Origin of the sequence: Neglectibacter timonensis, assembly GCF_900048895.1 — a bacterium.
GTDB classification, from domain to species: domain Bacteria; phylum Bacillota; class Clostridia; order Oscillospirales; family Acutalibacteraceae; genus Acutalibacter; species Acutalibacter timonensis.
The window spans coordinates 1,631,971-1,652,753 of the sequence record NZ_LT160640.1 but is presented as its reverse complement, the minus strand read 5'-3'; the positions used below and the strand labels follow the sequence as shown (position 1 = coordinate 1,652,753).

Here is a 20,783-nt window from a genome sequence, read left to right as displayed (position 1 = left end):
GGTACAGGAAAACCCGGGCTTTGTCAAGTGAAAAAGCCCGGGTTTTCTGGTAGTATGTAGAATTTTAAAACTAATTCTCAATTTATCCAAGAACACCCAAATGCTCCAGCAGAATCTTCAGGCCGATGAGAATCAGGATGATGCCGCCGATGAGCTCTGCGCGGCTCTTATAGCGCACGCCGAACAGGCTGCCAAGCTTCAGGCCCAGGGCGGAGAGCAGGAAGGTGATAACGCCGATAAACGAGACCGCCGGCACGATATCCACCTGCAGAAAAGCAAAGCTTACCCCCACGGCAAGGGCGTCTATGCTGGTGGCCAGCGCCAGGGGCAGCATGGAGCGGAAAGAGAGGGAAGCGTCAGCTTCGCCGCAGTCTTCGCAGCCGTCCTTTTTGGAGACCGCCTCGCGGATCATGTTGGCGCCGATCAGGCCCAGCAGCACAAAGGCGATCCAGTGGTCAAAAGCCGTGATGCTGTCCCGGAACTGGATGCCTACCAGGTACCCCAGCAGAGGCATCAGCGCTTGAAAACCGCCGAACCACAGGCCTATTATCACCATGTTCCGCGGCTTGGCGGCCTTGAGGGCCAGCCCCTTGCAGACGGCCACCGCAAAAGCGTCCATAGAAAGGCCTACAGCCAGTGTGAAAAGTTCGAAAAGTCCCATAATTTTCCAATTCCCCTCTCTGTTTCTCCGCGGCGGCCGCCCACGCAGCCAAAAAAAGACTCAGCGGAAGGCGGCAGAACGCCGCTTTCCGTGAGTCTCGTTTTTTCAGGCAGAACCAGATTTCCATCAATATGTTGGCAATGCCGCGGTATCCCGCAAACTACTCCCCCACAGGGTGTTTTATTATTTTATCTGATTATGGAAAGCTTGTCAAGCAGTTCCTTTGGGAACTGCCCTTGCCCTGTTCCGCAGTCAGATATGGTAGGCATGAATCGAGACATGGATTGTGCAAAATATTAAAAATGTATATAAAATGTGTAATTTGATATATATTTAGTGCCGATTCTTGACTTAGAGGTCGGAACGTGGTAATGTGAATTTATAAATATCAGAAACAGTCGAAAAGAGATGATTGCCTGCCGGTATTTTGGCTTGACGTAGGGAGAAAGCGGAAACAAGCGATGAGCGGCATCCGGTTCCGGATGCGAAAGGAGCGTTACCTATGTCGGATTACAAAGTGATCGTTTACGGAAACGGGCTGCAGGCGGTGTTCGCGGCGTGCAAGGCGGCGTCGCAGATCACCAGCGGGAAGGTCCTTCTGGTCGTGCCGGATACCACGGGAAAGCTGGGCGGCATCGTCACGGTCGGCGGGCAGAACTATTGGGATCAGGAAGGTACGGCAAGGGCAGACTTTCAGCAAAAGGGTTCCTTCTACTATACCTTCAGCGATTACCTGTTTGACAAAAACGGGAACAAGGTGAGCGACTACGCCGGGAAGGGCTACAGCACCGACACCCTCGCCCAGAAGTTTGCCACCATGGTGGGGAAACGGACGAATATCGAAGTGATGTACCGTACGGATATCTGCGACTTTGCCACAACCGGCAGCCCCTACCGGATCACCTCCGTCACTTTAAAGGGGATCGAGCGCAACTCCAGCGGATATATCGTCTGGAAAAATGAGACGGGAGTGGTGAAAACGGGGGATATCTTTGTGGATGCCTCCGAAGAAGGGCGCTTGGCGCGCATGGCCAATACCTCCGTCACGGTGGGCCGGTATGACTGGCCCTGGTCGGAAAATGGGAAGCAGCTGCTGGACGGAGCGGACAGCACCGGCAGGCAGCAGGCGGCGACGCTGATGTTCAAAATCAAGGGGGTTGTCCCGCCGGCTGCTCCTCCAAGCGGAACCGACCGGATCGTGGATGCAAATGGCGCAGAATGGGATTATTTTTACAGAAGCCAGAACGCTTCCGGCTCCACTTACCGCAGCGACGGAAAGTGCTGTGAATCCGCAGGCGGCAGGGTGGGCCTGGTCAACCCCAATGGCCCGATCAAGACCTTTAACGACAGCCATGGCGGAAGGTACGCTTTCAAGGGCTACAATATGGCCCGGGACGGATACGACAGCGACGAGTGGTGGATCAACACGCTGATGATTTTCCACGTGGACGGCAGGGCAAACGAACGGGACGTGGGCACTAAATTTTACCCCAACAATGTGGTGGGGGGCTGCTGGAATGTGGATAAATCCTGGGCGGAGGCCAACAACCTGCTGAACAATACAACGGAACGGAAGACGATTACGGAATGCATCCAGTCCCTGGGGCCCCAGTTCACAAATGCGGAGCTGGTAATCCGCAATGGGAAGGTGGTCACCGGCGAGGTGCTGTATCTTCGGGAGACCGTGCACATGTCGGATGTTTCCACAAACCGCGCTCATGGGACAGAGGATACCAATTATCATATCACCATGACGGCGTCGAAAGATGCGAGCACATCGGAAGCTGCACAGACGGGGGCTGATCTTGCCTATAAGCCCACCGCTGTGGGCGTCATCTACTATGGGACCGATATGCACCCCTATAAGATAGAGGAGATGAAGGTCAATGGGAATTATGTATGGGGGACGGAATATACCCGGGATTCGTCAAAGAGTCCCCCTAAGCCTGTCTATGTTCCTTACAACGCCCTGACCACGCGGTATGTGGCGAATCTGCTGCTGCCGGGCTACGCGGCCAACATGTGTTCCTATGCCTGGGCAAAGGCCAGGGTGGCGCCCAATCTGGCGGTGCTGGGGGATGCGGCGGGCGTGGCGGCTGGCTACTGCGCGGAATACAATGCGTCCTCTTCCACCAAAAAGTGGCCTTACAACCTTTCCTCCGCGGACATTACGACGCTTCGGACCAGGCTGAAAGGACAGGATGTGAGGCTGGATAAGAAGTCGTACTCTAATTCATAAAAGAGAAAGTGTGGGAGAGCGGGACAGGCTGTCCCGCCTTCCCGTCTAAACCCATTGCGATAGGAGGCTTGGTCAGATTGAAAAAAATGATTTCCCTGTTTCTGGCAGTCCTGCTAGCCTGCTGCGGTACGCTGGGCGCATCCGCGCTGGAATACCCGGATCCTTATAGAATTCTGTATGAGACGAACGGCGGATACATTGAATTTTATAAACAAGAGATGTGGCAGAAAGGAACTACGCTGCTGCTTACAAATTCTAAAGATTTGACAGGAGATTTGGTGATTCCCTCGGAGGTGGACGGATATCGGGTGACAGCGGTCTATTATGACTTTTGGAGTCAGGAATATGGGCTGCTATTTTCCGACCTGGCTTCCATCACCTTTCCGGGCACGATGGATTCTCTCCAAGAGCCCTATACGCCCGATGACCAGGCTTTCCCCGACAGCTTGCGAAAAATTGTAGTGCTTGAAGGCGTAGGACGCTTTGGCACGGCACGGTTCAGGTATCTGGAGGAGGCTCATCTTCCGGCCAGCATACGTCATATCCCGGAGGAGGCGCTGCCCTGGAGGAATGAGAACTTCACGATCTACGCGCCCACGGATTCCGGGGCGCACCGGTATGCGGTGGAGCATGGGGTGAACTTTGTGGCGGAGGGGGATCCGCCGGTGTTGTTTACGGATATCTCCGGCCATTGGGGCGAGCAGGATATCCTGTGGAGCTTCCGGAACCAACTGCTGATGGGCACGTCGGAGACGGCCTTTTCTCCCGAAGCGAATCTGACGCGGGGCATGCTGGCCGCGGTGCTGTACCGGCTGGTAAATGAACCGGATAAAGAGGTAGAAAATCCTCCTGAAATCCGATTTGATGATGTGGACGCGAACGCTTATTATTACAAAGGAGCCTGCTGGCTGAAATTCATGGGAATTGCGGACGGCGAGGGAAACAACCGGTACCGCCCGAACTCCAACATCACGCGGGAAGAGCTGGCCGCCATGCTTCGCCGTTTTACCATGATGGTCACGGAAGACAAGAACGCCAACCCCACCGGAAAACTGGATGAGTTTGCCGACGGGGGAAAGGTGCAGAGTTGGGCGAAGAATGCAATGTCCTGGGCGGTGGGCCAGGGCATTCTCAAGGGGGACGAGAAAGGCAGGCTGAACCCTCAGGGTCTGGCCACCCGCGCTGAAGTTGCCGCTATACTGCACCGGTTTGAGCTGCAGAGGGTCTATTGAGTTAAAAGCCGGGCGGCGGTTGCTTGGCGGCCGCCGTACGACACCGGTATCTGTGCCGTTCAGGATTGGGGTAATCCTATCGGAAATGAAGAGGCCGCCGCGGGCGGGCTGCATTTGCAGCTGCCGGCGGCGGCTCTTTTGACGTTTGAAATTCTACTCGGTGAATTTTGATTGCTCTTGGAACATACAGCGGCTATAATGGAGAAGAGGCCGGAGAAACTGTCCGGCGCGTGGAATTGGTAGGAGGTGCGTTCTGTGAATCTGTTTTTGTTTTCCTGTATGGCCCTGCCGCTGTGGGCGGCTATTTTTGCCCTGTATTTCCTGCTGCGACGGGACCGGCGGACGATGCGCCACAGCCTGATCGCCAAATGTGCGGGCAGCTTTCTGGCGGTGAGTTCTGCCGGTCTGGCGCTCTGCCTGCGGGGAGAAAACCCGCTGTGCCATGGGATATTCTGGTTTTTCGTACTTTGCACCATCGCGGACGCCCTGCTGGAACTGCAGTTTGTGGCGGGCATGCTGGTGTTTGGCGCGGCCCATGTGTGCCTGCTGTTCTGGCTTTGGGGGATTGCTCCGCCCACCTGGTGGAGCCTGCTGTTCTGGGCCGTGCCCTACGGGGCGTCTGCGGTGCTGTTCCGCAGGGAAATCCCCAAGCTTGGCAGGCTGACAATACCGTTCTGCCTGTATCCCGCGGTGCTCAGCGCCTCCCTGGCGCTGGCCGCGCCCCTGCCCTTCACTGCGGGTCCGGCGCTCTGGCCAGCCGCTGTGGGCGCGCTGTGCTTTTTTATTTCCGACATGCTGGTGGCAAAGGGGGAGCTCACAGGTTTGGACCCGAAATTCCACAAGCTGGTGATGCTCCTCTATTGGGGCGCCCTGTATCTGCTGGCAGCGCCGCTTTGGGCGGCTTAATCCCCAGTGGTGAGTTCGAAAAGCCGAGCGCTCATCGGATGGGGCAGTTCTGCGGTGAGGGAGCCGGCTTCCGGATTCCACCGGAAGCTGCAGTCCCCCCGGGCCGGGTAGAGGCAGCGCGCCTCCGCCTGCCTGCCCAGCAGATGCTTCACCGGCAGCGTGCAGACGGGAGAGGCGCTTCCCCTGCGCCACAGGGCCACGTAGGTCTTCGGGCCGGATTTGAGCCCCAGGGAAACCCACTCGTCCCCATAGGAGGAGAGCCCCAGCGGCCAGAAGGGGACGGCGGTTTTCAGGTTCTGCCGGATGCCCTTGTAGCAGGAAATGCCCTCCTGCACCAGTGCGAAGCGTTCCGGGCTGAGATTTGCCAGGTGGCCGCTCTGGTGGATGCGCAGAAGCATGGCGTTTACCATGTTGAAGACAACTTCCTCCTCGTCCCCCTCGGACAGGGGATAGCTCCAGATGGCGGCCTGCTCCGGCGTCAGGGCGGAGGGGGCGTTGGCGGAGATGGTGGCGTAGCGGCGGTAATCCTCCTGGTCGCTGGTGGACTGGATGCTGTGGCGGGAGAGCAGCGCGTAATCCATACGCAGGCCGCCGCTGGAGCAGTTTTCGATGATGAGCTCCGGGTACCGCGCAAACACAGAGTCGAGCCACTGCAGATAGGCGCGCTGGTGGCCCAGCAGGCCGTCGCCAAAGCTGTCGGCGTCCACCTCCGTGCCGATGCCGGGCTCTATATTGTAATCCATTTTAATATAGCCCACGCCGTATTCCCGCACCAGCCGGTCAATCACCCCGTTGGCGTGAGCAATCACTCCGGGATGCCGGAAATCCAGCTGGTACCGGCTGCGGTCGTAAACCTTTTCGCCGTGGCGCAGGAAGTACCACTCCCTGGGAACCTGGTCGGCCAGGGGACATTTGATGCCCATCACCTCGATTTCCAGCCAGACGCCGGGCACCATGCCCTTTTTCCGGATGTAATCCATCACCTCTTTCAGGCCGCCGGGAAACCGGCCTTCGGCAGGCTTCCATTCGCCCACGTTGTCCCACCAGAAGCCGTCGGAATACCAGCCCGCGTCCACACAGTAGTATTCGCACCCCGCCTCCGCCGCCTTGTCGATGAGGGGCAGCTCCTTCTCAGTGGTGGGGTCCGCCCACAGGCAGTTCATGTAGTCGTTGAAAATGACGGCCAGGGTTTCGTTGTCTCGGTTTTTCCGGCGGATGCCGCGGCGGTAGGCGGTCAGCTGGCCCATAGCCTCGTCGAAGCCTCCGGGGCAGGAGCCGACGCAGACGGGAACGGTGGTAAAGGTTTCGCCGGGCTTCAGGTTTTTCCACCAGTGGGACTGGTTCTCCGTGGGACCGGAAAGCTGCAGGTAGAGGTGGCCGTCCTGGTCGGCGATCTCCCAGTGCCAGGAGCCGTTGTGCTCAATCTGCCAGTAGAGGGAGGAATTTGTCTCCTGATTATAGAGGCAGCCCATGGGCAGATACTCCTTAGTGGACCAGTTGCCTGTGTTGGAGATGTTGATGTATTTTGAGGTGTGCATGGTTTCCGCGGGCTGGGAAACCGACATGCCCAGGTCGGCGAGAGTATAGCGGTTCCAGTGCAGCTCCTTCTGCCAGCCGTTGTGGGGCAGGTACAGGGCAAGTTTTTGGTCGAAGGGGAGCAGGCCTTCCTTTTCGACGCCGGTCAGCGCAAAGGAGGAAACGTATTCCAGGCCTCTGGGCGCGCCGCCGGAATTGACCACCTCGGTCCAGGAACGCACCGCCTGGACGCCGTCATAAAATTGGAGATGGCTGCGCACAATCAGGGAGAGGGGCTCGTCCGCCATGGTGATCACCAGCTTCCTGCCCAGTTCGTTGCGGGTGTCGGAGAAATCCTGGTATTTCAGGCGGTAACCCGGTGCGGTGCGCACATATTTCAGGCCGTGGCGCTCACCGGGACGGTCCAGGCCGGAAATCTGCACCTCTGCCAGACGGAACCCCACAGTCCCGTCCTGGGAGGTGAGGGTCCGTTCGTCAAAGGGCAGGGCTGAAAAATGCAGCAGCTTGATCTCGTTTTCCCCGTTGATTTCAAACACCAGATGAAGCCCGTTTTCTGTGACTGTCATTCGTTTCAATGAAAATTCCTCCTGCTTGTACAGACATTTATTGACCCTATTTTACAGAAAGCGGAGAGAGAAGTAAAGGCTTTTTTCAGGGGCCCCATGCCGGGAAACCCGTGAACCGAAAGTGAGAAAAAGGAGAGAGCGCTGTGAAAGAGCTGGGATTGGCCCATATGCTGGCGGAAAAGAGAAGGGAGAAGGGGGTGACCCAGGAAAAACTGGCGGCCTATCTGGGCGTTTCCAAGGCTTCGGTCTCCAAATGGGAAACCGGGCAGAGCTGCCCCGATATTTTACTGCTGCCCCAGATTGCCGCGTACTTTGACATCAGCGTGGACGCCCTGCTGGATTATAAGCCCCAGATGACCCGGGAGGAAATCCGCAGGCTCTATGCCCAGCTGTCGGAAAAATTCTGCCGGGGCGCCTTTGAGGAGGCCTGGGCGCAGTGCAGAGAAACGGTGCGGAATTACTATTCCTGTTTTCCTCTGCTGCTGCAGATGGCGGGGCTGCTGCTGAACCATTCGGCGCTGGCGGGAAACGGGAAGCTCGCCCGGCAGGTGCAGGAATATGCGGCGGAGCTCTGCGTCCGCGTGAAGGAGGGCAGCGGGGACGTCACGCTGCTGCGTGCGGCAAATTCCCTGGAAGCCGCCGCCAGTTTGATGCTGGGAAGGCCGGAAGAGGCGACTGCGCTTTTAAAAGACGTCAACCGCATGCCTGGGCTGGGGGAAGAATCCATCTATGCCGCCGCCATGCAGTCCCAGGGGGATCTCTCGGGAGCCAAAGAGGTGCTTCAGGTCTGTCTGTACCGTCATGTGACGGAGCTTTTGAGCAACCTTTCCTCCTATCTGACGCTCGTATCCGACGAGCCCGAAGGGTTTGAGGAGGGAATGCGCCGGGCAGAGGGGATTTGCAGTCTTTTTCGAGTGGAGGAGCTTCACCCCTATCTGGCGGCACAGGTTGCCTATGTGGGAGGTTACGGCTGGTACCAGCTGGGGGAGCGGGAGAAAACCATCCGGTATCTGCAGGAGTATGCTCGTCTGTGCGGTTTGATCTTTCCCGCAGCCCTCCGCGGCGACGCCTTCTTTGACCGGATTGACCCCTGGATTTCAGGGCTGGAGCTGGGGGCCTCCGCGCCGCGGAATGAAAAGCTCATCCGCAGGGGGTTGGTAGAGGCAGTGAGGGAGAATCCCCTGTTTGCCCCTCTGAAAGAGGATCCACGCTTCCGAAGGCTGGTGGAACACCTGGAACAGGAGCTGGGGGACAGGTAAAAAGATTCCCCTTCCCGGCCCTTTCATCACGGGGAGAAGAGCTGGGCCAGCAGATTTGCTTTTACCTGCTCCATAGCGGCGGGATCCGGCTGGGGCAGAGCGGCGTCGAACCGATCGGCGGCCCCCTTTGCCTCCTTCAGGCAGCTTACGGCGGTCTGAACCAGCTCCTTATAAGCGGTTTGCAGGTTCTGCAATTGGGCGGCATAGGCTTCGTCCGTACCGGGAGTGACACAGAGCTGGTACATGTCCAGGATTTCGTCTCCGGAACGGGAAGGGAAATATTCGTGGGGAGCGGTGCTGTCCAGCAGGCAGAAGCCCAGCTCCCGCACGGCGACCAAATCCAGGCTTTTGGGGTCGAGGGAGCAGTGATACCGTTCCACGGTATAGCCCCGGTTCAGGGCCGCCCGGGCGAGCTTTTTCAGGAAGGTGGATTTTCCCGTGCCGGGACGCCCCTTGATGAAATACCGCTTTGGGATGGAGGCCGTTACCTCCGGCACATAGTCCAGGTTTCCGTCGGCTGTGGCAGCGCCGAAAAAGCGGTGGATTTCCCTGCCTGGCCTGCCGGACTGTTTTCCGCCCAGCAGCAGGTCAATCATTTTTTCCGTCAGCCGGTCGGCGGCGGAAAAATCCATCTGGGAGAGGTAAATTTTTTCCTGCTCGTCGTGCAGCAGCCTGGCCTTGCCGAAAATGCTTCTGGCTTTTTCCAGATTTTCCAGGATGGGGGCCAGCTGTTCCGGAGCCAGTACGGCCAGCACATTGGGTTCCTCAGGGTCATAGACGTCAAAACCGAAAGCGCCTGCGGAGCGTTCCGGCAGAATGACGCCCTGCATGGAATTATCCAGGCGGTGGTGAACAATTTCTATCGGTGTGTTTTCCTGTTCCGCACGCCTACACACAGCGGCGAACAGCGTCTGCTGCGCGCTGTGGGGGTATCCGCTCAGGCGCACCGTCCGCTCCAGCCGGGAAAAGTTGGAGTCAAAGTAGGAGACCTGCTGGGGGCCGCTGGCATGGAGGAGATAGTGGATGGCTGAATTCAAGTGGATTCCTCCTTATTTTCATGGATATTTCATTGTATGCCGGAAGCGGATGTTCAGAACAAAAAGTCGCTTTGGCTGGGACTGTTCTGTCAAAATTTCCTGAAAAAAAGGATTCCGCTGTAAGGTTTTATCGGTTTGCTGCGTCTTCCTTGACAAGAAAATTGCCGGTTGAAAAATTTGCCCGCCGCAGGTGCGGTTTATTGGAGAAAAATACAGCGGTCCGTGGGGACGGCAGGGAGGTATCATCGATGCAACAGGAAATGGACTGGGTCAAGGACCTGGTGATCTATCAGATTTATCCGCGCAGCTTTTGTGACTCCAATGGGGATGGGGTGGGCGACCTGCCCGGCATCCTGCAAAAGCTGGACTACCTGGAGGAATTGGGCGTGAATGCGGTGTGGTTATCCCCGGTTTACCGTTCTCCAAACGACGACAACGGTTACGACATCTCCAATTATCAGGAGATCATGGAAGAATTCGGCACCATGGAGGATTGGGAACGCCTGCGGGACGCCTGTCATAGCAAAGGCATCCGTTTGATCATGGACCTGGTGGTGAACCACTCCTCCGACGAACACCGGTGGTTCCAGGAATCCCGCTGCTCCCGGGAGAACCCCAAGAGCGATTACTACATCTGGCGCGACCCGGTGGGTGGAAAAGAGCCCAATAACTGGTCTTCGGCCTTTGGCGGCAGCGCCTGGGAATATGTGCCGGAACGGGGACAGTACTATCTCCACCTTTTTTCTAAAAAGCAGCCGGACCTCAATTGGGCCTGCCCGGAACTGCGGGAGGAAATTTACCGCATGATGGAGTGGTGGGTAGAGCGCGGGGTGGACGGCTTCCGGGTGGACGCCATCAGTTATCTGGACAAGCCGGAAGATTTTCCCGATTCCCCCACCGCTCCGGAGCCCGACGGCTATTCCTTCTGTATAGCCCAGCTGGCAGGCCGTCCCGGCACCCACGCCTATATCCGGGAGATGAACGAGAGAATTTTTTCAAAGTATCACGTGATGACTGTGGGGGAGGTAGCCGCGGCCACTTCCCTGGAATTGATGAACTATGTGCGCACGGCCCGGCGGGAGTTTGATATGGCCATCCCCTTTGTTCCGCCGAAGGTGGAGATCAGCACCTGGTCTCCGGGAAAGCTGAAGCGGGATCTTCGGGAGAGCTATGAGGCGCTGCGGGATTCCGGCTGGTGGGCGCGGTTCTTCAGCAACCACGACAAGCCCAGGCAGGTTTCCCTCTATGGGGACGACGGGCGCTGTTGGGAGGTTTCCGCAAAGCTGCTGGCCATGCTGCTGCACACCCTTCCGGGAACCCCGTTCCTCTACCAGGGCGAGGAAATCGGCATGACGAACGTCAGGTTTCCCTCCATTGAGCTCTATGACGATCCGGACGCCAAAAACTGCTATCGCCAAACGCTGCTGGAAGGCGCTTCCGAGGAGGAGGCCCTTCGGCAGGCCCAGCTGGAAAGCCGCGACAATGCCAGAACCCCCATGCAGTGGGACAGTTCCCCGCAGGCAGGATTTACAGTGGGAACCCCTTGGCTTCCTGTGAACCCCAATTATAAAACAATCAATGTGGAAGCCCAGAGGAATGACCCTTATTCCATTTTGCAGTGCTACCGGCGGCTTCTTTCCCTGCGGAGGGAGCACCCGGTGCTCGCCCGGGGAGATCTGGAATTCTTTGACCTGCCGGAGGAGAGCCTGCTGGGCTACCGCCGAAGCTATGAGGGGGAAACTTTGCTGGTGTTCCACAATTTTTCCCCGGAGAGGGCAGAACTTCCTCTGGACCTGGTACCGAAGGAGGCGAAGGTCCTGCTCTCCAGCTATGACCGTGAAGGCGGGTATGGAGGGCCGCAGCTGCGGCCCTATGAATCCGTCATATTCCGGCTTGGATAAAAGATTCCGGCAGGAGGCCTGCCGGGGAAGCGGAGGCTTATGATGAAAACAGGAAGAAATGGAAAGGGCTCCGTGGGGAATCCAGACTTTGAGGATGTTTCCAGCTATTCCGCCCCCTTGAAGCGGGGGAAAAAGAAAAGGAAAAGGCTTTTTCTGTGCCTGAAACTTTGTTTGGCGCTGGTCTGCGTGTGCCTGATCGGCGCGGGCAGCGCCATGGCCTATGTCTCCACCAGCCTGATCGGCGGCCTAACCACCCAGCCGCTGTCCAAGGATCTGGAAAAGCTGGGAATCCCGGAGGACGTGGAATTGGATGACAGCGTCACCAATATCGCCCTGTTTGGACTGGATACCCGCGGGGACAGCTTTGAGGGCAATTCCGACATTATGATGATTGTGTCCGTGGACAACCGCCATAAGATGGTAAAGCTGATTTCGATCCTGCGGGATACCAAGGTTGAGCTGGAGGGCAGCCCCGCACGCATCAATGCCGCCTATGCCTACGGAGGCCCGGACCTTGCCGTCTATACGCTGAACCGAACCTTTGCCCTGGAGGATTACAGCCTCAACATCCAGGACTATGTGTCCGTCAATTTCGGAAACGCGGCAAAGGTGATCGAAGCGGTGGACGGCGTGGATTTGGAGATCACGGCGGAGGAAGCCGGGCAGATCAATGCGAACCTGAATCTGGCGCTTCAGGATGACACCCGGGCAGAGATTGTACCGGAGGATTTTATCGAGGAAAAGGCCGGAATGGCGCACCTCAATGGAAACCAGACCGTGGCCTACAGCCGGATCCGTGTGCTGGGCGGCGACGCCGCTCGGGCGGGGCGGCAGCAGAAGGTGCTGGAGGCTGTGCTGCAGAAGGTACGGGGCGGCAGGGTAAACTATGCCGAGCTCATCCGTGCGGTGATGCCGCTGTGTAAAACGTCCCTGGATCTGGAGGATATCCTGGCCCTTTCCCCAATTCTGCTGACGGATTTCACCGTGGAGACGCTCACCGTTCCGGGAGACCGCGAGGAGGCCTGGGGAGGCCTCGACCCGGATTTTGACGACAACTGGGTTTTTATTTATGACTTCGAACAGGCTGCCCGGCATATCCGCGAGTTCCTCGAAGCGGGCCCCTCACAGCCTTCCGCTCAAAGCAGCGGGGTATCGTAAGGGCTGTTGAGGAAAACCGGAACCGGGGCGTCCAGCGAGAGCGTGTCCGGGGTGACAAGGCAGTCGTATGCCAGTACCCGGACCCCCGCGGCGGCAGCGGCGCGCAGGGCCTCCCCAAATTCCGGATGGGTCCTGTCGTTGGGGATGAATCGGGAAACGCCCTTCATCTGAATGACAAACAGAATCCCCGCCCGGTAGCCTTCCCGCAGGCAGGCGCACAGCTCCTTCAGGTGTTTCACGCCGCGCTGTGTGGGGGCGTCCGGAAACATGGCCGTGCCGTCCTCTTCCAGAGTCACGCCCTTCACCTCCCAAAACCATTTGCCCCTTCCGGCCTCCGCATAGAAATCGAAGCGGGAGCTGCCGTAGACGGTTTCCGGCCGGAGCAGGGTGAGGCCGGGCAGCAGCTTCGGCAAAAACTCCGCGGCCGCCCGGTTGGGGGCCTGGCTGTCCATGTTGATGAGCAGGTTTCCCTTTTCCACGGCAATGAGGTCATACTTTGTTTTGCGTGCGGGATTCCTGCTTTCCTCCACGTAAACGGTCGCGCCGTCCAGCAGCAGTTCCCTGCAGCGCCCGGTATTCTTGACATGGCAAACACAGGTTTCGCCTGCGAGCTCTACATGGGCGATAAAGCGGTTGGGCCTGGCCCGGAAAATTCCCTGTTTTACGGTTTTATACTGCATGTGCCAACGCTTCCTTTTTCTGCTGTTTTTTTCATTATAACATTTTCTCCTGACACCGCACAACGCCTGGTTTACAGCCGGGCCGGCATGCGGTTTTTCCGTTTTGCCGGGCATACTAAAAAGGAACGGCGTGCGCCTGCGGCGGAAGTTGTCCCTGCCTTCCGGATTCCAGGAAAAATCAGGAGCCGCCGTCCTGAAAACAGATTTGCCAGAGGAAAGAAAGGAAGCGGAAATATGACGGTTACCTTCAAGGGCGTCCCTATGACGCTTTGTGGAAAAACGCTGCGGGAGGGCGGCAGTCTGCCGGATTTTACACTGACTGGGAACGGGCTGGAAACGGTCAGAGGAAGTGAGCTTACCGGTATCCGTGTGCTGCTCACAGTCCCCTCCCTGGATACCGGCGTGTGCGATCTGGAGGTGCGGCGTTTCAACGAGACAGCGGCACAGTTCGAGGGTGTTTCGGTATACGCAGTCAGCATGGACCTGCCCTTTGCCCAAAAGCGATGGTGCGGCGCCGCGGGTGTTGACCGGGTGAGATGCCTTTCCGATTACAGGGATCACAGCTTTGGAAAAGCCACAGGCACCCGCATTGAGGAGCTGGGCCTTTTGACCCGCGCAGTCTTTGTGGCGGACGAAGAGGGCAATCTTGTCTATGTGGAATATGTGCCGGAGGTGGCGGAACACCCCGATTATGAGGCTTGTTTGAACTGCTTGAAGAAGCTTCCCGGCAGCTGCCGCGCAGCTGAATAAAGGCCCGTCCGGTCTGGAAAGGGTTACAAACGCGGACCGCAGTCCACAGTTGTGTTTTTAGAGGGAAGCCGCAGAAGTTTCATTTTGCGGCTTCCCTCTTTCCTGTTTTTTTGGGGAAGTTTCTGCCGGTAAGAGAAGGGGAGAACCAACCTCTGCGTTGGCGGATGCCATATGTTTTGAAAATTTTCGAAAGAAAATTTTATGAAACAGCATTGACAGAATGAGGAAAATCGAGTATGATAACAGCTGGTTAGTTAAAGCTAACCAAATGACGCGGTTTCCGCACGCACGGATTGCCGGAGCCGCACGATGAAGAAGGGAGCACTATGATGCCATTGACACTTGCAGCAGTCGGAGAAGAAAACAGGATCAAAAAGGTAGGCGGAAAGCCGGAGGTCAGGAAACATTTGGAAAATCTTGGCTTCGTGGCGGGCGGGAATGTGACGGTGATTTCGGTGCTGGGCGGAAATGTAATCGTCAACGTCAAGGAAGCCAGGGTGGCGGTCAGCAGGGAAATGGCACAGAAAATTATGATTTGATAGTTTAGAAATTGAGTTAGGGGGACGGCATAATGAACACATTACGGCAGATTAGGGCCGGCAGTAAGGCGAAGGTGGTCAAACTGCATGGCGAGGGTGCTGTTAAGCGCCGCATTATGGATATGGGTATCACAAAGGGCGTAGAGGTGCAGGTCTGCAAAGTGGCGCCGCTGGGCGACCCCATCGAGGTCACCGTCCGCGGGTATCAGCTCTCCATCCGGAAAGCGGATGCGGAAATGATTGAGGTGGAGTGACGCGGCAGGCAGTGGGGGAATATCCCCTTATTTTTTGGCCATTAAGTTAGTTGCAACTTACCAATTGGCGGTTGACTGTAAAAGAGAGGAGCAAGAACGATGGAATTGAGAATTGCCTTGGCCGGCAACCCGAACAGCGGCAAGACCACCCTGTTCAATTCGCTGACCGGTTCCAACCAGTTCGTGGGCAACTGGCCGGGAGTGACGGTGGAGAAAAAGGAGGGCAAGCTGAAAAAGCACAGCGGCGTGATCCTTACGGATCTTCCCGGTATCTACTCCCTTTCTCCCTACACGCTGGAGGAAGTGGTGGCGAGAAATTACCTGATCGGAGAGCGCCCGGATGCGGTCCTGAACATCGTGGACGGCACGAACCTGGAGCGGAACCTGTATTTGACCACCCAGCTGACCGAACTGGGCATCCCGGTGGTGATCGCCGTTAATATGATGGACGTGGTTCGGAGAAACGGAGACAAAATCAATTTTTCAGAACTCTCCCGGGAACTGGGCTGCAGGGTTGTGGAAATTTCGGCGCTGAAGGGCGAGGGCGTTATGGAGGCGGCGCAAGCCGCTATCGACGCGGCAAAGTCAGCCAAAACTCTGCCGAGACACACCTTTTCCGGCGTGGTGGAGCATGCGCTGGCCCATATCGAGGAGGCTGCCGTACACCATATGCCCGCTGAGCAGCAGCGCTGGTACGCGGTGAAGATTTTCGAACGGGATGAAAAGGTGCTGGAACAGCTGCAGCTGAAGCCCGATCTGCTTTCCCATATCGAGCAGGATATCCGTGCGGCGGAAGAGGAATGCGATGACGACGCCGAAAGTATCATCACCAACGAACGGTATGGATACATCGCATCGCTGATGGAAAGCTGCTACAGGAAGAAAAAGGCGGGGATGCTCACCACGTCGGATAAAATCGACAGAGTGGTTACCAACCGCTGGGCCGCCCTGCCGATATTTGCCGCCGTGATGTTCGTGGTATATTTTTTATCGGTGTCCACAGTGGGCGCCTGGGCCACGGATTGGGCGAACGACGGCGTTTTCGGCGACGGCTGGCACCTGTTCGGTATCGGCTCGGCAGCCTATGAGGAGGCGGCCGAGGCGTATGTGGAGCCGGGAGCGATCAAGGACGCCTTTGAGGCTGCGGCTGAAGCGGCGGAACTTGACCCTGCGGAGGCGAAGGAGCTGACCGCAACCGCCTATCTCTACGATGACGACGGCAATGTGGAGAAAGAAATCCCCGTGACCTACAGCAGTTATCTGGCTGCATCAGAGGCAGAGGAGCCGGACCCGGCTGATTACGGCGTTTGGGTGCCGGGGATCCCCGTGCTGCTTGGAAACTGGCTGGAGAGCATCCGTTGTGCAGATTGGCTGCAGGGGCTGCTCCTGGACGGCATTGTGGCCGGAGTTGGAGCGGTACTGGGATTTGTCCCCCAGATGCTGGTGCTGTTCCTGTTGCTGGCGTTCCTGGAAAGCTGCGGCTATATGGCCAGGATCGCCTTTGTAATGGACCGCATTTTCCGCAAGTTCGGCCTTTCCGGCAAGTCCTTTATCCCTATGCTCATCGGAACCGGCTGTGGCGTTCCCGGCATCATGGCTTCCCGCACCATTGAAAATGAGAGGGACCGGCGGATGACGATTATGACCACCACCTTCATTCCCTGCGGCGCAAAGCTTCCTATCATCGCCCTGATTGCGGGCGCATTGTTCCAGGGGGCGTGGTGGGTGGCGCCCAGCGCCTATTTTGTGGGCATTGCCGCCATTATACTCTCCGGCGTTATGCTGAAGAAAACCAGGATGTTCGCGGGAGAACCGGCGCCCTTTGTCATGGAGCTTCCAGCCTATCACTGGCCCACTGCCGGCAACCTGCTCCACTCCATGTGGGAACGCGGCTGGTCTTTCATTAAGAAAGCAGGCACCATTATTCTGCTCGCCACGATCCTGGTATGGTTTGCCTCAAACTTCGGCTGGGCCGACGGCAGCTTCGGCATGGTGGAGATGAACGACAGTATCCTTGCCGCCATCGGTTCGGCAATCTGTGTGATTTTCGTCCCACTTGGCTGGGGAAACTGGCAGGGGGCTGTGGCCACCATCACCGGCCTCATTGCAAAGGAAAACGTTGTGGGCACTTTCGGCGTGCTGTTCGGCGGGTTTGATGAAGTGGCGGAAAACGGCTGGCAGATCTGGAACAATATGCAGGCTGTGTTCACCCCTCTCGCCGCTTACTCCTTCCTGGTGTTCAATCTGCTCTGCGCTCCTTGTTTTGCCGCTATGGGCGCCATCAAGCGTGAGATGAACAATGGGAAATGGACGGCGTTTGCCATCGCCTACCAGTGCGGCTTCGCCTATGCCGCCGCCCTGATTGTGTACCAGCTGGGCATGCTCTTCACCGGCGGCGGGAATGTGGCCGGTTCTATTGCAGCGCTTGTCTTGGTGGCGCTGATGGTATTCCTGTTGGTGAGGCCCTATCAGGAACCGAACGTGCTGAGAACAAAAATCAGAACGTAAAAACGGTCTGGAAACGGAGGGAAGAAAATGGCAGCCTGGTTAACAGCTCATCTCGCAACCGTACTGATCTGTCTGGTACTGGCCGCAATTGTCGTTTTGATTCTCCTGTCCCTAATCAGGGACAGAAAGAAAGGGAAATCCTCCTGCGGCTGCGGCTGCGGCGGCTGCCCGATGAACGGCAGCTGCCGCCAGAAGAAATGACCGGAAGGGAGACGTGGATTAATTCTGCGTCTCCCTTCCGGCTGCTATAGGGATTCCCGGCAGGGATGCCTGGAATGGAAGGAAAACAGCTCCGGCAGGGCGGAGGAAGAGGCAAACATTTTCTGTACATTTCCGGCAGCCTGCGCTATAATCAGGCCAAAAGCCGGAAACGGAGAGGAGATGGAAGGATGAACGGTCGGCCTGCGACGCTCCAGGAGTTCCCATCCCAAGTGCACCACCGCATCTATCTGGAACGGGCGTTTCTCGTGCCCCTGGAGGTATCCCTGCAGAATGAGGAGGACCTTCCTGCAGATCTGGCGGAGGGATGCCGCCAGTACTATGAATTTTTGCAGCGGCTGCTTTCCGGCCTGTATGACGATCCCCTTCGGTTTGGCCTGCCGGCAGGGGCCTTTGAAGCGTTTTTGAACGGCAGTAAGCCCCATGCAAAAAAACGGCAGGATCCCAAGGGCTATGACAAACTCCGCTCAGTCACCTACAGCGCCGGCACTACCTATCAGCGTTTTTTATACCGGTTCTGCCGGGAGGCAGCGCTCCGCGGAGACCAGCTTTTTCTGGAGGGAAAGGCCTGGGAAAAGCTGATGCATGAGTTCCGGGGAGACCGGAAGCAGCGGCCAGACGACTTCCTTACCGGAGTCCCGTACCCTCTCCGGCTGGCCCGGCTGCGGGAGTATGGACTGGAGCTGGAAAGCGGAGAGGCGTCCGGCGTACTGTGCTGCCCCGGCCGGCCGCTGATGCTGCGCGCCATGAAGGCGCTGGCAGACGCGGGCCAAAGGGTCAAGCCCTTTGATTGGTACGGCATCCATTACTGCGAGTTCCGCCACCTGCTCTCTCCCTGTAAACCAACCTTTGAGGATGTGGTGCGTCATTTGGATGGGGAGCGCCAGCGTCCCCTGCGGGCTATCCACCAGTATCTGCTGGACCACAAAGCGCGCCCCTCCTGTACTACCTTTCATAAGGTGGACTACAAATACCGCGGGGTGCAGGCCGTACAGATCGGCATAGACGAGTTCAGCGTCCGCAGCCTGAAAAACCAGATCTATGTCAGGGTCAACGGCGCGTACTGGTGGTGGCCGGATGGGGAAAAACTGGTCAACGGTCAGCTACTCCGCCGGGACGCAGAGCTTCAGGAGTATGCACAGCGGCATGTGAATTACTGTACGGGCTGCTCCACCTCCCACGATCACGGCGGCTATGCCACCATTTTGGGCCGCCGGAAATGCCTTTGCGGCGGCATAGATTTTAAGGCGTTCACCCCCGGAATGGAAGAGGTACCCCAGCTTGAGAAGCTGATCGACATCAGGCTGGAGCTGACGGACTGCATCAAGGCGGAAGAAAAAGAAAGACTGAGGAAGAGAGGGAGGCTGCCCTATGAAAAAGATCGATAAAGTGGCGCTCCTGTATTGGGAGCGGGGTAGACTTTTGTGCACCCGCTCCCAGGGTAAGGAGACCTACTATATCCCCGGCGGCAAGCGGGAGGCCGGGGAGACGGACGTGGAAACGCTGGTGCGGGAGCTTCAGGAGGAGCTGGGCGTGGAGGTGCGGCCCGAAACAGCCCGGCTTTACGGCGTGTTTCAGGCCCAGGCCCACGGAAAGGCGGAAGGCGTGCTGGTGAAAATGACCTGTTATACAGCGGAATTTTCCGGCACTCCCCGGCCCGGTTCAGAGATCGCGGAACTTGCCTGGCTGGACAGTTCCGGCCTGGAACGAGTCTCGCCTGTGGATAAGCTGATTTTTGCCGATTTGCGGGAAAAGGGCCTGCTGCAATAAGGCGCACAAACAGTAGAAAGGCACAGAGATGGAAATCCCTTTCCATCTCTGTGCCTTTCTAAACATATCAAAACAAGTCCGTTTTACAGAAACTTCAGCCCATCAGAATCTTGAAGACGATGGGGGAATTTCCTTGAGGGGCGTCCGTCCTGACATGCAGGGCCGCCCGATCCCTGGTCCAGGTGCAGCTGCCGCCGGAATCCAGGACTTCCACGGAACGGATCAGCCCGCGGAACTGCGAATCCTCCCCCAGCTCGCTCAGCAGGGTAAAATGGTATTCTCCCAGAGGATCCCCCTTGAGAACAGCGGCATAGAGCGCGTCTCCATTCACCGTGTAGCGGATGTCCGCAGGAGTGAATTCCTTTTTCACGCTGTCGGAAAACTGTCCGTCCGCCACCTGGGTGGGGCCTTCCCCGAATTTTTTCCAGGGCCGGGCGCCGTAGACGGCCTCTCCGTTTGTCCTGAGCCAATCCCCGATTTCCCGGAGAATGGAAGCGTCTTCCTGAGGGATGGTCCCGTCCGCCCTGGGGCCGATATTCAGCAGCAGGTTTCCATTTTTACTGACAATATCCATCAGGTCGCAGAGAATATCGGAAGCCTGCTTATAACAGTTGCCCTCGGTATAACACCAGGAGTTCAGCGCCACCGCCGTGTCGGTCTGCCAGGGGTAGCTTTTGGTTTCCGAAAATTGCCCGCGCTCCACATCCACCACCGCCGTGCCGAACAGGAAAGCGTCATGCTTGTAATTGATCAACACCTGCTCGCCCCATTCTTCAGCACGGTTATAGTAGTAGGCGGCCAGCTTTTTCAGATAGGGCTTGAAGGCCCGGTGCTGGATCCACCAGTCGAAGTAGAGCAGCTTGGGGCGGTAGCTGTCGATGAGCTCGCAGGTCCTCAGCAGCCAATCTTCCAGATATTCCCTGTCCGGCTCTGGCTGGCTGAACAGGTCGTCGATGCCGCCCTCCGGCATGGCCGGCCAGTAAAGGTCGCCGCGCTGCAGAGGCTCCTTGACGTCGCTGTCAAATTCTTTGCCGTGGCCCAGGAAGAACCAATGCTCCGCCCGGTGTGAGGAGGCTCCCAGTGTCAGGCCCTGTTTGGCCAATTCCCGGCTGAGTTCTCCCAGCACATCCCGTTTCGGCCCCATTTCAGCGGCGTTCCAGTGGGAAATATCGCTCTTGTACATCTGGAATCCGTCGTGATGCTCTGCCACGGGGACCACATACTGGGCTCCCGCTTCCCGGAAAAGCTCTGCCCACGCGGCAGGATCGAAGCGTTCCGCACAGAACAGGGGGATAAAGTCCTTGTAGCCGAAGTCCTTGTGGGGGCCGTAGGTTTTCACGTGGTGCTCGAATTCCGGAGAGCCCTGGAGATACATGTTCCTGGGATACCACTCGCTGCCGAAGGCCGGGACGGAATAGACGCCCCAGTGGATAAAAATGCCGAATTTTGCCTTGGTAAACCATTCCGGCGCCGGGTGGGAAAGCAGGCTGTCCCAATCGTCCCGGTAGGGACCTGCGGCGATGACTTGGTTGATTTGCTCCATTGTCCAGTCCATACTCTGATTCCTC

At 57.5% G+C, this 20,783-nt stretch carries 18 protein-coding genes; 13 read left to right on the top strand and 5 right to left on the bottom strand.

What is annotated here, in order from left to right; translation table 11 throughout:
- Nucleotides 1-82: 82 nt before the first annotated feature.
- The gene (locus tag BN3911_RS16635) at nucleotides 83-661 is read right to left on the bottom strand and encodes a manganese efflux pump MntP (RefSeq protein WP_066867625.1); all 579 of its coding nucleotides are present in this window, start codon (nucleotides 659-661) and stop codon (nucleotides 83-85) included.
- A 502-nt stretch (nucleotides 662-1,163) separates the two neighbouring features.
- Here BN3911_RS16635 and BN3911_RS16630 point away from each other — a divergent pair.
- The 3 genes from BN3911_RS16630 to BN3911_RS16620 all read left to right on the top strand — a co-directional run bounded on the left by BN3911_RS16630 (nucleotide 1,164) and on the right by BN3911_RS16620 (nucleotide 5,038).
- Entirely contained in the window at nucleotides 1,164-2,900 is a 1,737-nt protein-coding gene (locus BN3911_RS16630; protein WP_066867622.1) for an FAD-dependent oxidoreductase, read from the top strand.
- A gap of 86 nt (nucleotides 2,901-2,986) precedes the next feature.
- Nucleotides 2,987-4,132 carry an S-layer homology domain-containing protein gene (locus BN3911_RS16625; protein WP_242871167.1) on the top strand — a complete coding sequence of 382 codons (1,146 nt, stop codon included), beginning with the start codon at nucleotides 2,987-2,989 and terminating at the stop codon, nucleotides 4,130-4,132.
- Between the two features lie 255 nt (nucleotides 4,133-4,387).
- On the top strand, nucleotides 4,388-5,038 hold the full coding sequence (locus tag BN3911_RS16620) for a lysoplasmalogenase (protein WP_066867616.1): 651 nt from the start codon (nucleotides 4,388-4,390) through the stop codon (nucleotides 5,036-5,038).
- On the opposite strand, the gene BN3911_RS16615 is transcribed toward BN3911_RS16620, so the two are convergent.
- Nucleotides 5,035-7,149 (bottom strand): glycoside hydrolase family 36 protein, encoded by a 2,115-nt coding sequence (locus BN3911_RS16615; RefSeq protein ID WP_066867613.1) that lies wholly within the window; start codon nucleotides 7,147-7,149, stop codon nucleotides 5,035-5,037. The genes BN3911_RS16620 and BN3911_RS16615 overlap by 4 nt on opposite strands.
- A gap of 134 nt (nucleotides 7,150-7,283) precedes the next feature.
- Here BN3911_RS16615 and BN3911_RS16610 point away from each other — a divergent pair, with 134 nt between their 5' ends.
- Nucleotides 7,284-8,399: a helix-turn-helix domain-containing protein gene (locus tag BN3911_RS16610; protein ID WP_066867611.1), complete on the top strand. Its 1,116-nt coding sequence runs from the start codon at nucleotides 7,284-7,286 to the stop codon at nucleotides 8,397-8,399.
- A gap of 26 nt (nucleotides 8,400-8,425) precedes the next feature.
- Here the strand turns inward: BN3911_RS16610 and BN3911_RS16605 are convergent, their stop codons facing one another.
- Nucleotides 8,426-9,436 (bottom strand): hypothetical protein, encoded by a 1,011-nt coding sequence (locus BN3911_RS16605; protein WP_066867608.1) that lies wholly within the window; start codon nucleotides 9,434-9,436, stop codon nucleotides 8,426-8,428.
- 248 nt (nucleotides 9,437-9,684) lie between these two features.
- On the opposite strand from BN3911_RS16605, the gene BN3911_RS16600 reads away from it, so the two are divergent.
- Together BN3911_RS16600 and BN3911_RS16595 are read left to right on the top strand one after the other, a co-directional pair.
- The gene (locus tag BN3911_RS16600; protein ID WP_066868132.1) at nucleotides 9,685-11,337 is read left to right on the top strand and encodes an alpha-glucosidase; all 1,653 of its coding nucleotides are present in this window, start codon (nucleotides 9,685-9,687) and stop codon (nucleotides 11,335-11,337) included.
- Nucleotides 11,338-11,376: 39 nt separating this feature from the next.
- A complete protein-coding gene (locus BN3911_RS16595; RefSeq protein ID WP_066867605.1) occupies nucleotides 11,377-12,495 on the top strand; it encodes an LCP family protein in 1,119 nt (372 codons plus the stop codon).
- Here the strand turns inward: BN3911_RS16595 and sfsA are convergent.
- Nucleotides 12,474-13,175: a DNA/RNA nuclease SfsA gene (gene sfsA / locus BN3911_RS16590; RefSeq protein WP_066867602.1), complete on the bottom strand. Its 702-nt coding sequence runs from the start codon at nucleotides 13,173-13,175 to the stop codon at nucleotides 12,474-12,476. The genes BN3911_RS16595 and sfsA overlap by 22 nt on opposite strands.
- A gap of 234 nt (nucleotides 13,176-13,409) precedes the next feature.
- Here sfsA and tpx point away from each other — a divergent pair, with 234 nt between their 5' ends.
- The 7 genes from tpx to BN3911_RS16560 all read left to right on the top strand — a co-directional run bounded on the left by tpx (nucleotide 13,410) and on the right by BN3911_RS16560 (nucleotide 19,215).
- Nucleotides 13,410-13,925, top strand: coding sequence for a thiol peroxidase (gene tpx / locus BN3911_RS16585; RefSeq protein ID WP_066868129.1), 516 nt, complete (start codon nucleotides 13,410-13,412; stop codon nucleotides 13,923-13,925).
- Between the two features lie 326 nt (nucleotides 13,926-14,251).
- Complete coding sequence (locus BN3911_RS16580) at nucleotides 14,252-14,464, top strand: FeoA family protein (RefSeq protein WP_066867599.1); 213 nt, start codon at nucleotides 14,252-14,254, stop codon at nucleotides 14,462-14,464.
- 32 nt (nucleotides 14,465-14,496) lie between these two features.
- The gene (locus BN3911_RS16575; protein WP_066867596.1) at nucleotides 14,497-14,718 is read left to right on the top strand and encodes a FeoA family protein; all 222 of its coding nucleotides are present in this window, start codon (nucleotides 14,497-14,499) and stop codon (nucleotides 14,716-14,718) included.
- Between the two features lie 99 nt (nucleotides 14,719-14,817).
- A complete protein-coding gene (gene feoB / locus BN3911_RS16570; RefSeq protein ID WP_066867593.1) occupies nucleotides 14,818-17,226 on the top strand; it encodes a ferrous iron transport protein B in 2,409 nt (802 codons plus the stop codon).
- A gap of 27 nt (nucleotides 17,227-17,253) precedes the next feature.
- Nucleotides 17,254-17,427 carry a FeoB-associated Cys-rich membrane protein gene (locus BN3911_RS16875; RefSeq protein ID WP_074039145.1) on the top strand — a complete coding sequence of 58 codons (174 nt, stop codon included), beginning with the start codon at nucleotides 17,254-17,256 and terminating at the stop codon, nucleotides 17,425-17,427.
- Between the two features lie 188 nt (nucleotides 17,428-17,615).
- Nucleotides 17,616-18,833 (top strand): hypothetical protein, encoded by a 1,218-nt coding sequence (locus BN3911_RS16565; RefSeq protein WP_147578641.1) that lies wholly within the window; start codon nucleotides 17,616-17,618, stop codon nucleotides 18,831-18,833.
- Complete coding sequence (locus tag BN3911_RS16560; RefSeq protein WP_066867583.1) at nucleotides 18,817-19,215, top strand: NUDIX hydrolase; 399 nt, start codon at nucleotides 18,817-18,819, stop codon at nucleotides 19,213-19,215. The genes BN3911_RS16565 and BN3911_RS16560 overlap by 17 nt, the downstream gene beginning before the upstream one ends.
- Before the next feature lie 94 nt (nucleotides 19,216-19,309).
- On the opposite strand, the gene BN3911_RS16555 is transcribed toward BN3911_RS16560, so the two are convergent.
- The gene (locus BN3911_RS16555) at nucleotides 19,310-20,770 is read right to left on the bottom strand and encodes an alpha-L-fucosidase (RefSeq protein ID WP_066867581.1); all 1,461 of its coding nucleotides are present in this window, start codon (nucleotides 20,768-20,770) and stop codon (nucleotides 19,310-19,312) included.
- Nucleotides 20,771-20,783 lie beyond the last annotated feature (13 nt).

What these genes read in the sequence shown, in the direction of transcription:
- BN3911_RS16635 (WP_066867625.1), bottom strand. Translation starts at nt 661, where the DNA reads ATGGGACTTTTCGAACTTTTCACACTGGCTGTAGGCCTTTCTATGGAC.
- BN3911_RS16630 (WP_066867622.1), top strand. Translation starts at nt 1,164, where the DNA reads ATGTCGGATTACAAAGTGATCGTTTACGGAAACGGGCTGCAGGCGGTG.
- BN3911_RS16625 (WP_242871167.1), top strand. Translation starts at nt 2,987, where the DNA reads ATGATTTCCCTGTTTCTGGCAGTCCTGCTAGCCTGCTGCGGTACGCTG.
- BN3911_RS16600 (WP_066868132.1), top strand. Translation starts at nt 9,685, where the DNA reads ATGCAACAGGAAATGGACTGGGTCAAGGACCTGGTGATCTATCAGATT.
- BN3911_RS16595 (WP_066867605.1), top strand. Translation starts at nt 11,377, where the DNA reads ATGATGAAAACAGGAAGAAATGGAAAGGGCTCCGTGGGGAATCCAGAC.
- sfsA (WP_066867602.1), bottom strand. Translation starts at nt 13,175, where the DNA reads ATGCAGTATAAAACCGTAAAACAGGGAATTTTCCGGGCCAGGCCCAAC.
- tpx (WP_066868129.1), top strand. Translation starts at nt 13,410, where the DNA reads ATGACGGTTACCTTCAAGGGCGTCCCTATGACGCTTTGTGGAAAAACG.
- BN3911_RS16580 (WP_066867599.1), top strand. Translation starts at nt 14,252, where the DNA reads ATGATGCCATTGACACTTGCAGCAGTCGGAGAAGAAAACAGGATCAAA.
- BN3911_RS16575 (WP_066867596.1), top strand. Translation starts at nt 14,497, where the DNA reads ATGAACACATTACGGCAGATTAGGGCCGGCAGTAAGGCGAAGGTGGTC.
- feoB (WP_066867593.1), top strand. Translation starts at nt 14,818, where the DNA reads ATGGAATTGAGAATTGCCTTGGCCGGCAACCCGAACAGCGGCAAGACC.
- BN3911_RS16875 (WP_074039145.1), top strand. Translation starts at nt 17,254, where the DNA reads ATGGCAGCCTGGTTAACAGCTCATCTCGCAACCGTACTGATCTGTCTG.
- BN3911_RS16565 (WP_147578641.1), top strand. Translation starts at nt 17,616, where the DNA reads ATGAACGGTCGGCCTGCGACGCTCCAGGAGTTCCCATCCCAAGTGCAC.
- BN3911_RS16560 (WP_066867583.1), top strand. Translation starts at nt 18,817, where the DNA reads ATGAAAAAGATCGATAAAGTGGCGCTCCTGTATTGGGAGCGGGGTAGA.
- BN3911_RS16555 (WP_066867581.1), bottom strand. Translation starts at nt 20,770, where the DNA reads ATGGACTGGACAATGGAGCAAATCAACCAAGTCATCGCCGCAGGTCCC.